General features: G+C 76.6%; 14 protein-coding genes. 7 read left to right on the forward strand and 7 right to left on the reverse strand.

Translation table 11 applies throughout. The features are described 5' to 3' along the window. The 4 genes from EDC03_RS18620 to EDC03_RS16920 all read right to left on the reverse strand — a co-directional run. Positions 1–164, reverse strand: a 164-nt coding sequence (locus EDC03_RS18620; RefSeq protein WP_148058135.1) for an Asp23/Gls24 family envelope stress response protein, incomplete at its 3' end; no start/stop codon positions are given. A gap of 120 nt (positions 165–284) precedes the next feature. Beyond that, positions 285–875 carry a hypothetical protein gene (locus EDC03_RS16910; protein ID WP_123381444.1) on the reverse strand — a complete coding sequence of 197 codons (591 nt, stop codon included), beginning with the start codon at positions 873–875 and terminating at the stop codon, positions 285–287. 104 nt (positions 876–979) lie between these two features. Then, positions 980–1,735 (reverse strand): hypothetical protein, encoded by a 756-nt coding sequence (locus EDC03_RS16915; RefSeq protein ID WP_199720376.1) that lies wholly within the window; start codon positions 1,733–1,735, stop codon positions 980–982. A gap of 149 nt (positions 1,736–1,884) precedes the next feature. Beyond that, positions 1,885–4,593, reverse strand: a complete 2,709-nt coding sequence (locus EDC03_RS16920) for a SpoIIE family protein phosphatase (RefSeq protein ID WP_123381445.1) — start codon at positions 4,591–4,593, stop codon at positions 1,885–1,887. A 106-nt stretch (positions 4,594–4,699) separates the two neighbouring features. Between EDC03_RS16920 and EDC03_RS16925 the strand changes: the two genes are divergently transcribed. From EDC03_RS16925 to EDC03_RS16945, 5 genes are all read left to right on the forward strand, one after another. Continuing rightward, on the forward strand, positions 4,700–5,269 hold the full coding sequence (locus tag EDC03_RS16925; RefSeq protein WP_158674346.1) for an RNA polymerase sigma factor: 570 nt from the start codon (positions 4,700–4,702) through the stop codon (positions 5,267–5,269). Further along, positions 5,266–5,850, forward strand: coding sequence for an anti-sigma factor (locus EDC03_RS16930; protein ID WP_148058137.1), 585 nt, complete (start codon positions 5,266–5,268; stop codon positions 5,848–5,850). Before EDC03_RS16925 ends, EDC03_RS16930 begins: the two co-directional genes overlap by 4 nt. Positions 5,851–5,955: 105 nt before the next feature. Next, positions 5,956–7,368 carry an ABC transporter substrate-binding protein gene (locus tag EDC03_RS16935; RefSeq protein ID WP_123381448.1) on the forward strand — a complete coding sequence of 471 codons (1,413 nt, stop codon included), beginning with the start codon at positions 5,956–5,958 and terminating at the stop codon, positions 7,366–7,368. Positions 7,369–7,408: 40 nt separating this feature from the next. Further along, the gene (locus tag EDC03_RS16940; protein ID WP_422393841.1) at positions 7,409–8,338 is read left to right on the forward strand and encodes a carbohydrate ABC transporter permease; all 930 of its coding nucleotides are present in this window, start codon (positions 7,409–7,411) and stop codon (positions 8,336–8,338) included. A 143-nt stretch (positions 8,339–8,481) separates the two neighbouring features. Further along, complete coding sequence (locus EDC03_RS16945) at positions 8,482–9,363, forward strand: carbohydrate ABC transporter permease (RefSeq protein WP_422393842.1); 882 nt, start codon at positions 8,482–8,484, stop codon at positions 9,361–9,363. On the opposite strand, the gene EDC03_RS16950 is transcribed toward EDC03_RS16945, so the two are convergent. Both EDC03_RS16950 and EDC03_RS16955 read right to left on the reverse strand, forming a co-directional pair. Next, positions 9,360–9,563, reverse strand: a complete 204-nt coding sequence (locus tag EDC03_RS16950) for a hypothetical protein (protein WP_123381449.1) — start codon at positions 9,561–9,563, stop codon at positions 9,360–9,362. The two genes, EDC03_RS16945 and EDC03_RS16950, sit on opposite strands and share 4 nt — an antisense overlap. A 52-nt stretch (positions 9,564–9,615) precedes the next feature. Then, positions 9,616–10,086, reverse strand: a complete 471-nt coding sequence (locus tag EDC03_RS16955) for a MarR family winged helix-turn-helix transcriptional regulator (RefSeq protein ID WP_123381450.1) — start codon at positions 10,084–10,086, stop codon at positions 9,616–9,618. Positions 10,087–10,148: 62 nt separating this feature from the next. On the opposite strand from EDC03_RS16955, the gene EDC03_RS16960 reads away from it, so the two are divergent. Beyond that, positions 10,149–10,523 (forward strand): VOC family protein, encoded by a 375-nt coding sequence (locus EDC03_RS16960; RefSeq protein ID WP_199720379.1) that lies wholly within the window; start codon positions 10,149–10,151, stop codon positions 10,521–10,523. A gap of 76 nt (positions 10,524–10,599) precedes the next feature. Here the strand turns inward: EDC03_RS16960 and EDC03_RS16965 are convergent, their stop codons facing one another. Then, positions 10,600–12,096, reverse strand: coding sequence for a dihydrolipoyl dehydrogenase family protein (locus EDC03_RS16965; protein ID WP_241967245.1), 1,497 nt, complete (start codon positions 12,094–12,096; stop codon positions 10,600–10,602). 52 nt (positions 12,097–12,148) lie between these two features. On the opposite strand from EDC03_RS16965, the gene mgtE reads away from it, so the two are divergent. Next, positions 12,149–13,519: a magnesium transporter gene (gene mgtE / locus EDC03_RS16970; protein WP_123381453.1), complete on the forward strand. Its 1,371-nt coding sequence runs from the start codon at positions 12,149–12,151 to the stop codon at positions 13,517–13,519. The last annotated feature ends 2 nt before the right edge of the window (positions 13,520–13,521 follow it).

The following is a 13,521-nucleotide window of genomic DNA, read 5'->3' on the forward strand; positions in this document are numbered from 1 at the left end:
CCGCCGCCGAGGCCGTGGACGCCGGAGACCTCGCGGGTGGCGATGCCGGCGATCTTGGAGACGACCTGGTCGGCGATCGAGGTGGTGCCCTGCGTCGTCTGGAGCGCCGTGCCCGTCGTGCCCTTGGTGTCGCGGGCGGTGGTGGCGGAGGTCTGCTGGCTCATGGTGGTCCTTCCGTCCTGCGCCCGGCCGTGTGCCGGTCGCGTACACCAGGTCAGACGCGGCTCACGGGCGGTCGTCACGCGCGATCTCTGTGACGTGGGTCACATGGCCGCGTGGCGGCGCTACGGGGCGACGACGAGCTCGGCGGCGACGGTGCTGTCGGTGCCGGAGACGAGGCGGTAGGTGCCCGGCGTGGTCGGGGCCTGGACCGTGACGAGGCGGACGAGGGGGACGTCGACGGTGATCGTCCCGTCCGCGCTGGTGAGGACCTGGTCGGCGGTCGTGTGGTTGACGAAGGAGATGTAGGCGCCGGGGCGGACGGGGCCCTTGACGCGGGTCTGGCCGTGCTCGCCGAGCATGACGGTGACCTCGAGGTCGCCGTGGTCGTGGACGACGCGGCCGTCGGCGCCGACCGTGGTGCCCGGGGCGCTCGAGGAGGCGCTCGAGGGGGCGGTCGTCGCGTGGCAGGCGTGGGCGTCCGCGGGGGCGTCCGCGGGGGCGTCCGCGGGGGCGGCCGTTGCGGCGGTCGTCGGGGGCGACGGCGCGGGGACCGTGCCGTGGTGCCCGCCGGCCGAGGCGGCGGGTCCTGCGTCGGGGCCACCAGCCATGAATCCCCGGCCGAGAGCCCCGGCCAGGAGCACGGCGGTGAGCGCGGTCACGACCTGGAGGGCGCGACCCCGGGCCTTCGTCGACGTCGGCGGTGAGGCGGTCATCCGGCACGCGCCCCTCGGTCGTCGTCGGGCGGCGGGTGGTGCGCCGTGAGGCGCGCGACCGGTCGGTCGCGCGCCCCACGGGTCGTGCAGGTGGTGCGGGTCGGTCAGTCCTGCGCGCCGCGGCGACGCAGGAGGACGACGCCCGCGGCACCGGCGGCGGCCAGCGCCGCACCGCCGACGACGAAGGTCGTCGTGCTGCCGGACCCGGCGACGCCGCCGGCGCCGGTGTCCACGCCGCCGCCCGGCATCGACATCTGGGCGACGTCGAGCGTGCCGCAGGCGGCCGGGTTCGTGGCCTCCTCCGGCAGCGAGGGGTCGAGGTCGGAGGGGGTGTCGCCGTCGTAGGTGCCCGAGCCGTTCTGGTCGACGCCGTGCAGGACGACGACGCCGTCGCCGTCGGCGATCTGGTCGGCGACCTCCTGCGAGACCTCGATGGTCCGCGAGTAGGAGGCGTCGCCGACCGGGAAGCGGTCGACGGCCAGGCCCGAGTCGGGCGAGGTGTCGCCCTCGGTGGTGAGGGAGACGGCGATGGCGCCGTAGCGGTCCGCGGCGTCGGAGACCTGCAGGGCGCCGTCGGCGCCGGAGCCCTCCTCGTCGTTGGACGGGCAGGAGTTCGTGCCGCCGATGTGGATGTGCTGGGCGTGCGGGGCGTCGGCGAGCAGCCCGTTCGGGGTGATGTTGATCCTCAGCTCGGTGCCGTCGATCGAGCCGGTGACCTCGGCGGTGACGCCGGAGTCGTTGAGCTGGGTGAGGTTGCCGGACAGGTCGGTGGCGTCGGCGGCCATGGCCGGGGCGGCCAGCGGCAGCGCCGCGAGCCCCAGGGCCGCGGTGAGGGCGAGCGTGCGCGGGAGAGCGGTCACGTGGATCTCCGTCCGGTGCGGTAGACGTGCGGGAGTCGCGTCGGTGCGACCGCCCGGTCCGAGAGGTCTCGGCCCGGAGGACAGCGGAGCACGCTCTGTCGCAGACGGCTACTTCGAGTGACGACCGTGACCTGATCGTGATCCAGCGGTCACGGCCGGTGCGTCGTTCCGGCGTCGAGCCGGACCGCCAGGACGGCGACGTCGTCCTCCGGCTGCGGCGGCAGCATCCGGGCGAGCAGCCCGTCGACGAGCCCGTCGAGGTCGGCCTCCTCGGTGGCCAGCCCGGCGACCACCTCGTCCAGCCGGTCCAGCCCGTGGCGCAGCGACCGGTCCCGGCGCTCCACGAGACCGTCGGTGAACAGGAGCAGGGTGGACCCGGGCTCGAGGACGACCTCGTGGTCGCTGCGGTCGGTCGAGGGCAGGACGCCGAGGAGGAGGTCGCTGCGCGGGGCCGCCAGGTGCATGACGGCGCCGTCGGGGCGCACCACCACGGCGGGCGGGTGCCCGGCGTTGGACCAGCGGACGCGGGTCACGCCGTCGCCCCGCCCGCCGGGGACCCGCTCGAGGCGGACCACGAGGGCGGTCGCCGTCGTCGTGATGCCGAGGGCGGCCATCGCCTCGTCGGTGCGGGTCAGCAGCCGCGCGGGCGTGTCGTCGCTCGTGGCCCCGAGGGTGCGCAGCGCGCCGCGGACCTGGCTCATCGCGGCGGCGGCGCGGGTGTCGTGGCCGATGACGTCGCCGATGACCACGACGGCGGCGCCGCCGGGCTGGGTGAAGGCGTCGTACCAGTCGCCGCCCACCTGGGCCGCCTCGGCGGCCGGGACGTAGCGCACCACGACCTGGGCCCCGTCGGGCTGCGGGGGGTCGGTGAGCAGCGACTGCTGCAGGCCGGCGGCGAGGTCGCGCTGCTGCCGGTAGAGGCGGGCCGAGTCCAGCGCGGTGCCGGCGCGGTCGGCGACGTCGGCGGCCGTGGCCAGCTCGTCCGCGGTGAGCGGCGCGCGGTCGGGCCCCTGGAAGAGGCTCAGCAGGCCGACGACCCGGCCGCGGCCGCGCAGCAGGAAGACCGCCCCGCTGCTCGGCGCCAGCCGCCGCAGCAGGTCCTTGCCGGGCCCGTCCCCGGGCATCGCGGCGGTCAACGTGGCCGTGGCGTCGTCGACGACGACGTGGCGGTCCTCGCGCAGCGCGCGCCACACGGGGGCGCTGCCGTCGAGCTCGTCCAGCCGGTGGGCGGCGTAGTCCCGGACGGTGCCGCGGAGCTCCTCGTCGTGGTGCCAGCTGCCGACGTCACGCAGCCCGCGGTGCTCGCGACGGCCCGCTGAGGGCTCCGTCGCCCGGCGCCCCCGTGCCCGACGCGCGGGGCCGACGGCGGGCGCGTCGTCGTCGAGCAGGCTGACGAGGCACCAGTCGGCGAGCTCGGGGACGACGAGGCGGGCGAGGGCGCCGACGGCTGCCTCCGGGTCCTCGGGCGACGAGGTGAGCTCGCGCGTGACCGCGGCGAGCAGGGCCAGCCGCGCCGCGGCGCCCTCGGCGGCCTGCTGCGCCCGCTTCCGCGCGGTGATGTCGAGGAAGTACAGCGCGACGCCGTCGCCCTCGGGGGTGGCCCGCACCTCGTACCAGGCGTCCAGCGGTGCGGGGTAGTACGCGTCGAAGGTGACCGGCCGGCCGGTCTTGGCGGCCCGGCGGTAGCCCGCCTCGAACTCGGTGCCGGCCGTCGCCGGGAAGAGGTCCCAGATCACCCCGCCGACCAGCTCCTCCCGGGGGCGGCCGAGGGCCCGGACGGCCTGGGCGTTGGCGAAGGTGACGACCCAGCCGCCGTCCATGGCCAGGTACCCGACGGCCATGGCGTCGAGGATCTGCTCCGTCCGCGTCGCCGCGGCCCGCACGCCGGTGATGTCGAGGGCCGCGCCGAGCAGCCGGACGGGCGCCGACCCCTGCGGGCCCGGGAGGGTGGCGCCCCGGGCGGCGACCCACCGCACCGTGCCGTCGGGCAGCACGATGCGGTACTCGGCCCGGTAGTCGCCGCCGTGGGTGGTGGCCTCCGTGACCGCGGCGACGGTCGCCTCGCGGTCCTCGGGGTGGATGTGGGCGTAGACGTCCTCGGGGCGGCCGCCGAAGGTCCGCGGGTCGAGGCCGGAGAGCTCGAGGAGGCGCTCGTTCATCTCGAGCTCGCCGCTGACCAGGTCGAGGTCGAAGGTGCCGAGCTCGGCGGCGGCGACGGTGAGGTCGAGCAGCAGGCGGCTCTGCCGGTGCTCCGCGGCCAGCGCCGCGAGCTCCAGCTCGGCGGCGGTCGAGTCGGCGACCTGCTGCAGCAGGTCGACGTCGGCCGTCGTCCACGTGCGGGCCGCGGCGTCGAAGGCGCACACCGCCCCGACCGCCCGGCCCTCCGCGTCGAGGAGCGGGGCGCCGAGGTAGGCGCCCACGCCACCGTCGGTCACGGGCCACAGGTGGCGCACGCGGGCGTCGGTGCCTGTGTCGTGGACGACGAGGGTCCGGCCCGAGGCGGCCGTCCGGGCGCACAGCCACTCCGCGAGGTCGAGGGGGCCGTCCGCCGTGCGGTCGCCGTACGCGGGCAGGTCCTCGGGCTGGGGCCCCGCGGCGCCGACGCGCGTCTGGAGGTCGTCGAGGAGGACCACCCGCGCGGAGGCGCTGCCGACGAGCTGCGCGGCCCACCGGGCGAGCACGTCCAGGCGGCGGCGCGTCGCGGCCGTCGCCACGGCGTCGGCGGTCGCCGCCGTCAGCCGGCGGGCTGCGGCGGTGCGGCCGCGGTCGGACCGGAGGGCGGCCGCGGCCCGGGCGGCGTCGTCGGCGGGACCCGACGCGTCGTGTGCCGACGCCCCGTCGTCCCCCGCGCCCGTCATGCCCCCATTGTGGGTCGCCCGCGGGTGCCGGGGGCGGCTCCCGGTGCGACGCTTCCGTTCGCAGCGCCCGGACGGACGGTGCACGACGACGGAGGAGGGGGCGCGGGTGCCCGGGAGCGTGCGGGGGGCGTCGGCCGCCGGCCTCGCCGACGCCGACGACACCGCGCTCGTCGCGCGCGCGCAGGAGGGCTACACCGCCGCCTTCGAGGAGCTCGTGCGCCGCCACCAGGCCCGTGCCTTCACGCTGGCGTTCCGCCTGCTGGCCGACCGCGGCGACGCGCAGGACGCCGTGCAGGAGGCCTTCGTCAAGGCGTGGACCAAGCTCCCGGGCTTCGACGGCCGCGCGGCGTTCTCCACGTGGCTGCACCGTGTCGTCGTCAACCAGTGCATGAGCACGCTGCGGCGTCGCCGGCCCGTGCCGGTGCCCGACGACGTGGAGCGGCCCGCGCCCGTGCGGACCGAGCAGGTCGTCGAGGAGCGGGCGCGGGGGCGGGCGCTGCGGCGCGGCGTCGCGGGGCTGCCGGACGACCTGCGGGCCGCGCTCGTGCTGACGACCGTCCTCGAGCAGGGCTACGACGAGGCGGGGCTCCTCCTGGGGGTCCCCGCGAGCACCGTCCGGGGGCGGGTGGCGCGTGCTCGGCGCACGCTGACGGCGGAGATGGAGGGGTGGTCATGACCGGGGACGAGGACGTCACCGCGGGGGACGTGCTGCCGTGCGGCCGCCCGACGGCGCCCCTGCTCGAGCTCGTCCTCGAGGGGCGGGTGCACCCGCCGGACGACGAGCGGGACGAGCGGGACGAGCACCAGCGCACGTGCCCGCACTGCCGCGCGCTCGTCGACGACGTCGAGCGGCGCTGGTCCGCCGTCACGGCCTCGCTCGTCGAGCCCGAGACGCCGCCCGCCGACCTCGTCGACGCCGTCATGGGCCGCGTCCGGGCGCTCGGGCCGCGCACGGGCCGGGTCGTGCTGCCGGGCGACCGTGGCGAGACGCGCGTGCGCGGCGTCGTGCTCCAGCGGGTGGCGGAGGAGGCCGCGGGCCGGGTGCCCGGGGTGTCGCTGGCGCTCGTCCGCGACGTCGGCGAGGGCACGGGCGGGGCGCCCGCGGCCCTCGTGCTGTCGCTCGTCGCCGTCCACGGGCGTGACCTGCCGGCGCTCGCGGAGCTCGTGCGGCGCGAGGTGGGTGCGGCGCTGGCGGCCGTCGTCGGCGTCGACGGCGTGCGGGTGGACGTGCGGGTCGACGACCTCGCCGTCGGCTGAGGCCCGGGGCGGCGCACCGGACCGCCGCACGCACCGGAGGCCCCGCCGGGTGCACCATCCGGGAGGAGCCGCGACGACGCGGCGCTCGCGACGGAGGGGGCCGGCATGGGCAGCAGCAGGACGCGCGCGGGGGGCCGCCGGAGCCGGGCCCGGCGCCCGGCGTCGCTCGTGGTGGGGGCCGCGGTCGTCCTCGCCGGCTGCGCGACGGGCACGGGCGGCGACACCGCCGACGTCACCTACGACGGCGACGCCGAGGTGTCGGGCGAGCTCGTCGTGGCGGGCTTCGGGACGGGCGACGAGGTGGGCGAGACCCGCTTCGCGCTGGCCCAGGAGGCGCTGCCCGACGTCGACGTGCAGCTCGTCGAGGGCGACCTCGACATCCAGCAGTTCCTCTCCGCCGTCGCGGCGGAGGACCCGCCGGACGTCATCAACGCCAACCGGAACCAGATCGGGACGCTCGCGGCGCGCGGCGCCGTCCTGCCGCTCGACGACTGCCTCGAGGGCGAGGGCGTCGACCCGGGCGTCTACCGGGAGTCGGCGCTGGACCAGGTCACGCTCGACGGGACCCTCTTCGGCGTCCCGGAGTTCAACCAGGTGCAGGTGCTCATGGCGAACGGCGACCTGCTGCAGGCCGCCGGCCTCGACGTCGCCGACGTCGACGGGTCGAGCTGGGAGGGCGTCACCGCGGCCGCCGACGCGATGGCCGTGACCTCGGCCGGCGGGGTCGACGTCATCGGCTACGACAGCAAGCTGCCGGAGTTCCTCCCGCTCTGGTCGGCCGCCAACGGCGTCCGGCTGCTGTCGGACGACGGGCGGACCGCGCAGCTGGACGACCCCGCCGTCGTCGAGGCGCTGACCTTCGCCGCCGACGTCTACGCGCGGCAGGGCGGCTTCGGGGCCGTCAAGGCCAACCGCGACGCCCAGGACTTCTTCGGCGCCGAGAACCAGTACGCCACCGGCGTCCTCGGCGCGATGCCCTTCGAGCAGTGGTACCTCAACGTCCTCAACGAGGTCTCGCCGGACGTCCCGCTCGTCGTCGCGCCGTTCCGCGACCGCCAGGGCGCGCCGATCGCCTACACCGCCGGGTCCGCCTGGGCGGTGCCGACGGGCAGCGCCAACCCCGAGGCCGCCTGCCGGCTGGCCGTGACGATGACGGCGACGGACACGTGGATGGCCGCCGCGCAGGCGCGCGTCGACGCCGTCGAGGAGAGCGGGCGCGTCTTCACCGGCCTCCTGACCGCCAACGACGAGGCGGACGAGCGCATCCGCGCCGAGCTGGTGCCCACCGACGCCGGGGAGCCGTGGCAGAGCGGCATCGACGCGGTCTACGAGGCCAACGACGCCGTCTTCGCGCTCGCCGCCAACCCTGCGGACGCCGCGGTGACGACGGCGTGGCAGGACGCCGCCAACCGCGTGCTCAACGGGCAGGCCGAGCCGCAGGAGTCGCTGGAGCGGGCGCAGGGCGAGGCGCAGGACGCGCTCGACGCCGCGTGGGAGGACTGGGACGCCCGTGGCTGAGGCCACGGCGCCGCGGGCGGGCACGTCCCCCGCGGCGCCGGTGCCCACGGCGCCGGGCAGGGCGGGCCGGGCGCGGCGGCGGCGGGACACCCGCGCGGCGCTCCTCTTCATCAGCCCCTGGGCCGTCGGCTTCCTCGTCTTCACCGCCTGGCCGATGCTCTACAGCGCCTACCTGTCGCTGACGGACTACGACGTCATCAACGCCCCGCGCTTCGTCGGTCTCGACAACTACCGGCAGATGGCCGAGGACCCGCAGCTCCTCCTGGCGATCGAGAACACCGTGGTCTTCACCCTGCTGCAGGTGCCGCTGCAGGTGGTCGTGTCGCTGGGGCTGGCCCTGCTGCTGCACCAGGCCGGCGGACGGGCGGCGGGCTTCTTCCGCACGGCCTTCTACCTGCCGAACATGACCCCGCCGGTGGCCCTCGGCGTCCTGCTCCTGCTCCTCTTCAACGGGCAGGTCGGGCTCGTCAACGAGGTGCTGTCGTGGGTGGGCATCCAGGGCCCCGCGTGGACGACGGACCCCGACTGGGTCAAGCCGGGCCTCGTCCTCATCAGCCTGCTGACGATGGGCTCCTCGGTCATCATCCTGCTCGCCGCGCTGCGCAACGTGCCCGGCGAGCTCTACGACGCCGCCCGGGTCGACGGCGCCGGCTTCTGGCGGCGGACGGCGAGCGTGACCGTGCCGATGATCAGCGGGCCGCTCTTCTTCATCACCGTCGTCAACACCATCGCGGCCCTGCAGAGCTTCAGCGAGGCCTACACCGCCTACTTCGGCGCGGGGAACTCGACGTACAGCAACGACGCCGCGCTCTTCTACTCGATCTACCTCTTCCGGCAGGCCTTCGAGTTCCTGCAGATGGGGTACGCCTCGGCGCTCGCGTGGGGGCTCTTCGTCGTCGTGCTCGCCGTGACGCTCGTCCAGGTGCGCCTGTCGCGGCGCTTCGTCTACTACGAGGGGGAGCAGCGGTGAGCGCCCCGACCGGCAGCGGCGGCCCGGGGGCCGCGCGGGACGACGCCGTCCCCGTGGCGGGAGCCGTGAGCGGGAGCGGGTCCGGCGCCGTGGGCGCCGCCCAGGCCGACCCGGCCGCCGCGCTCGCCGCGCGGGCCTCCGGCGTGACGGGGGAGACCGGCCCGCCCTCGACCCCGCCGGCCGTGCGGCACCGGCGGCGGTGGACGCCCTCGCGGGTCCTCGTGACCGCGGCGCTCGTCGCGGCGACGGTCGTCTTCGTCTACCCCTTCGTGTGGCTCGTCTCCGCGTCCTTCAAGCCGCGGTCGCAGGTCTTCGACAACCGCCTCCTGCCGCAGGACCCGACGCTCGCCACCTACGTCCAGGTGTGGGACGAGGCGCCGCTGCTGCTCTGGCTCGGCAACACCCTGCTCGTCACCGTGCTCGCCGCGACCGCGGTCACCGTCTCGAGCGCCCTCGTCGCGTGGGGGTTCTCGTACTTCCGCTTCCGCTTCCGCGGGGCGCTCTTCGCCCTCGTCCTCGCGACGATGATGCTCCCCGGCGCGGTGACCATGATCCCGACGTTCCTCATCTGGAACTCGTTGGGCCTCACCGACAGCCTCGTCCCGCTCTGGGCGGGCAACCTCTTCGGCAGCGCCTTCTACATCTTCCTGCTGCGGCAGTTCTTCCTCGGGCTGCCGCGGGAGGTCTTCGAGGCGGCGACGATCGACGGGGCGGACAACTGGCAGCTGTTCTGGCGGATGGCCCTGCCGCTGACCAAGCCGGCCGTCGTCGTCACGCTGCTCTTCGAGTTCCAGGCCGCGTGGACCGACCTCATGCGCCCGCTCATCTACCTGCGGTCCTCGGAGAACTTCACGGTGCCGCGCGGCCTCAAGACCCTCGTCGACACCTTCGGCGCGGGCGGCGAGTTCCAGTGGCAGGTCGTCATCACCGCGAGCGTCATCACGACCGTGCCGATGGTCGTCCTGTTCTTCCTGGGGCAGAAGCACTTCGTCGCGGGGATCGCGACGTCGGGGACGACGCGCTAGCGGCGTCCCCGCAGGTCGGGCCGGGCGGCGCGGGCCGCGAGCCCGCCGCCGAGGCAGGCGACGGCCAGCAGCACCGGCACGACGAGGGGCACGCCGCCGTCGGGCCGGACGGTCCGGGGCACGACGAGCACGAGCGCCGCGCCGGCGAGGACGGTCAGCGCCAGCAGGACGACGAAGCGGCGGGCGGACGGGGCGGTCACGCGGCCTCCCGGGCGTCGGGGTCGGTGGTGGGCCCCACACCACCACGGGCGCTCAGGTCGTGGGGCCGGGCGTCGCCGTCGGCGCCGAGCGGTCCAGGGCGTCGGTGCAGGCGACGAGGCCCGCGAGGAGCCGCTGCTCGCCGCCGGGGGGCAGGCCGTCGAGCATCCGGCGCTCCACGGCGGCGACGACGTCGCTCGCCCCCGCCCGGAGGTCCTCGCCGTCCTCGGTGAGCCGGGTCGGCAGCGTTCGCCCGTGCGGGGCCGTCGACGGCCGGGTCACGAGGCCCCGGTCGACGAGGCCGGCGAGCACCGTCTGCATCGACTGCCGCGTCACGAAGGTGCCCCGCGCCAGCGCCGAGGCGGACAGCCCGGGGCGCTGCCCCAGCAGCTCGAGCGTCGAGTACTGCGTGACGGTGAGGCCGAGCGGCGCGAGGGCCTCCTCCATCGCCACCCGCAGCGCCGTCGCCGCCCGCTTGAGGGCGTAGCCCACGGAGGTGCCGAGCTCGATGCCCTCTTGCGCCATGTCCGGAGCCTGACATACCGTGGCCGTGTCAGGAACCTGACACACGACCGGAGGAGCACATCGTGGCCGCAGTCACCGGACCGGACTTCCTCGCGCTGCAGGTGCGCGACGTCGAGGCCTCCGCCGCCTTCTACGAGGAGCACCTGGGCCTGCGCCGCGCACCCGCCTCGCCCCCCGGCGCCGTCGTCTTCGCGACGACGCCGGTCCCCCTCGCCGTCCGGGCACCGCTCCCCGGCCTCGACCTCGACGCGGTGAGCCCGCGCCCCGGCGCCGGCGTCGCGCTGTGGCTGCACGCCGATGACGCCCAGGCGCTGCACGACGCGCTCGCCGCCGCCGGCGTCGAGGTCCTCGTGCCGCCGGCCGACGGCCCCTTCGGCCGGACCTTCACGTTCGCCGACCTCGACGGCTACGCCGTCACGGTGCACGACCGGGCGTGAGGCCGGGTCCGACGTCTCCCGTGATCCCGAGGCCGGGATCACGGGAGACGTCGGACCCGACGCCCGCGCGGCGGGCTCAGTCGCGCCCGGTCTCCGCCCACGCGTCGCCCGTGCCCGCGTCGTCCGCCGCGAGCAGCGCCCGGGCGGCGGCCCCGATGACCGCCGAGTAGGTGGGGTAGGCGTACTGGACGCCGGCGAGCGTGGCGACGTCGACGCCGGCGGCCATCGCCGTCGTCACCGCCTGCACCACCTCGACCGCGCTCTCGCCGACGGCGTGCGCGCCGAGCAGCTGCTCGCGGCGGCGGTCGGCGACGAGCTTGAGGAAGCCGCGGGTGCGGTCGTCGATGACGGCCCGCTCCATCGACGCGAACGGCACCGTCGCGACGACGCAGCGCGGGTCGCGCTCGCGGGCCTGCGCCTCGGTGAGACCGACGTCGGCGTAGTCGGGGTCGGTGAAACCGCCCGCCGGGAGCAGCTGGTGGCGGCGGCTGCGGCGCGGGCCGAGCACGGCGTTGACGGCGGCGTCCTCGGCCTCGCGGTGGGCGGCCTGGACGAGCATCGAGTCCTGGTTCGCGTCCCCGATGGCGTAGACGTGCTCGACGTCGGTGCGCAGGTACTCGTCGACGGGGACGCCCTTGCGGTCGTGCGTCACGCCCGCGGCGTCGAGCCCCAGGCCCTCGAGCCGCGCGGGCCACCCGGTGGCCTGGACGACGACGTCGAAGACCTCCGAGCGCTCGCCGCCGCCGTCGGCCTCGGGCGCGATCCACGTGAGCCGCACGCCCTCGGCGCCCTCGGCGGTGGTGGCCCGCTCGTGCGACGTCACGCCCTGGACGCCGACGCTCACGGCGATGCCCTGGTCGACGAAGGCCTCGTGGACGGCGGCGGACACGTCGGCGTCGGTCTGGGCGAGGATCCGCGGCGCGACCTCGAGGAGCGTCACCTCGCTGCCCAGCGCGCTGAACACCGTGACGAGCTGGGCGCCGGTGTTGCCCGCGCCGATGACGGCGAGCCGACGCGGCACCGCGGGGAGGTCGAGGACGTGCTCGGGGACGACGGCCAGCTCCGTGCCCGGGATCGGCAGCCGTCGGGTGTGGCCGCCCACCGCCAGGAGGACGGTGCGCGCGCGGACCCGGCGGCCGGTGCCCTCGAGCTCGACCTCGTGGGGCCCGACGAAGCGGGCCCGGCCCTCGAGGAGGAGGTCGACGCCGGCGTCGGCGAGGCGGTCCGGCTCGGCCTTGGCCTCCTGCACGGCCTCGATCCGCTCCCGCACCCGGGCGACCGTGCGCGGCCAGTCGACGGGCTGCTCGCTGACGGCGAGGCCGTAGTCGGCGGCCTGGCGGACCTCCCGCACGAGCCGCGCCGTCTTGGCGAGGACGCGCGTCGGCACGCAGCCGGTGTTGACGCACGTGCCGCCCGTCCGGCGGGCCTCCGCGAGCGCCGTCCGGGCGCCGAGCTCGGCGGCCCGCAGCGCCGCCGTCGTGCCGGCGGGGCCGCCGCCGACGACGAGGACGTCGTACTCGGCCGGGCCGTCCCCGGCGTCGGAGGGGCTCGCGGTCGGGGTCGCGTCGTCCACGACGCCATCGTCGGGCGCGGCCCGGCCCGGTGCCATCGGGGACCATCGACCGGTGCGGGAGCGAGGGCGGCCGGAGCAGGACGGCGGGACGGGCGGCGGCGGCGCCGGTCTGGCGGTGCTCGTGCGCGCCGACGACCCCGGGGCGGTGAGCCGAGAGGTGGCGCGGCTGGGCGTCCCGGCCGCCGTCGACGAGCTCGAGCGGCTGGACCGCGGCGCGCGGGCCACCGCCGTCCGGGCGCTCGACGCCCGCACCGGGACGGCGGTCCTCGCCGCGCTCGACCCGCCCCTGCAGGCCGAGCTCCTGCGGGCCCTGCCCGACCCCGTGGGCGCGGGGCTCGCGCTCCGCCTCGACCCCGACGACCGCGCGCGGCTCCTCGACGGCCTCCCCGACGACGTCGCCGAGCGACTCCTCGCCGGCCTCCCCGAGGACGAGCGCCGGATGACCGTCGCGCTCGCGGGCCACCCGCCGGACTCGGCGGGGCGCCGGATGTCGCCCGAGGTCGTCGCGCTGCCCGACGGCTGGGACGTCGGCCGCGCGCTCGACCACGTCCGCCGCGAGGGCGCCGCCGCCGAGACCGTCTACATGCTCCCGGTCGTCGACGACGCCCGGGTCGTCGTCGGCGTCGTCGCGCTGCGGCGGCTCGTCCTCACGCCCGACGAGGTCGCGCTGCGCGAGGTGATGAGCCGGCCCGTCGTCGTGCGCGCCGACGACGACCAGGAGGTCGCCGCCCGCACCGTCCGCGACCACGGGCTGCTCGCCGCCCCGGTCGTCGACGACGGCGGGCGGCTGCTCGGCGTCCTCACCGTCGACGACGCCATGCGGGTCCTCGAGGAGGAGGTGGACGAGGACTCCGCCCGCGGCGGCGGCAGCGAGCCCCTGCGGCGGCCGTACCTCGCGACGTCCGTGCCGCGGCTCGTCCGCGCGCGGGTGGTGTGGCTGCTCGTCCTGCTCGTCGGCGCGGGCCTCACCGTCGGCGTGCTCGGCGCCTTCGAGGCGACGCTCGCGCAGGTGGTGACGCTCTCGCTCTTCGTGCCGCTCCTCATCGGCACGGGCGGCAACGCCGGCGCGCAGGCGGTGACGACGGTCGTCCGCGCGCTGTCGGTCGGCGACGTGCGCCCGTCCGACGTCGGCCGCGTCGTCGCCCGCGAGGCGGCGACCGGCCTGCTCCTGGGGACGTCGCTGGCGCTCGTCGGGGCGGTGCCGGCGACGCTCGTCGCGGGCCCCGACGTCGCCCTCGTGCTCTGCCTGTCGCTCGTCGTCGTCTGCACGCTGGCCACGACGGTCGGCTCGGTCGTGCCCGTCGTCGCGACGAGGGTCGGCGTCGACCCGGCCGTCGTCAGCTCGCCCTTCATCACGACGGTCGTCGACGCGACGGGCCTCGTCGTCTACTTCCTCGTCGCGCAGGCCGTCCTGGGGCTCTGAGG

It is taken from the genome of Pseudokineococcus lusitanus, assembly GCF_003751265.1.
Lineage (GTDB): Bacteria > Actinomycetota > Actinomycetes > Actinomycetales > Quadrisphaeraceae > Pseudokineococcus > Pseudokineococcus lusitanus.

Coding starts and splice junctions, on each gene's coding strand:
- EDC03_RS16910 (WP_123381444.1), bottom strand. CDS start 875: ATGACCGCCTCACCGCCGACGTCGACGAAGGCCCGGGGTCGCGCCCTC.
- EDC03_RS16920 (WP_123381445.1), bottom strand. CDS start 4,593: ATGACGGGCGCGGGGGACGACGGGGCGTCGGCACACGACGCGTCGGGT.
- EDC03_RS16930 (WP_148058137.1), top strand. CDS start 5,266: ATGACCGGGGACGAGGACGTCACCGCGGGGGACGTGCTGCCGTGCGGC.
- EDC03_RS16935 (WP_123381448.1), top strand. CDS start 5,956: ATGGGCAGCAGCAGGACGCGCGCGGGGGGCCGCCGGAGCCGGGCCCGG.
- EDC03_RS16955 (WP_123381450.1), bottom strand. CDS start 10,086: ATGGCGCAAGAGGGCATCGAGCTCGGCACCTCCGTGGGCTACGCCCTC.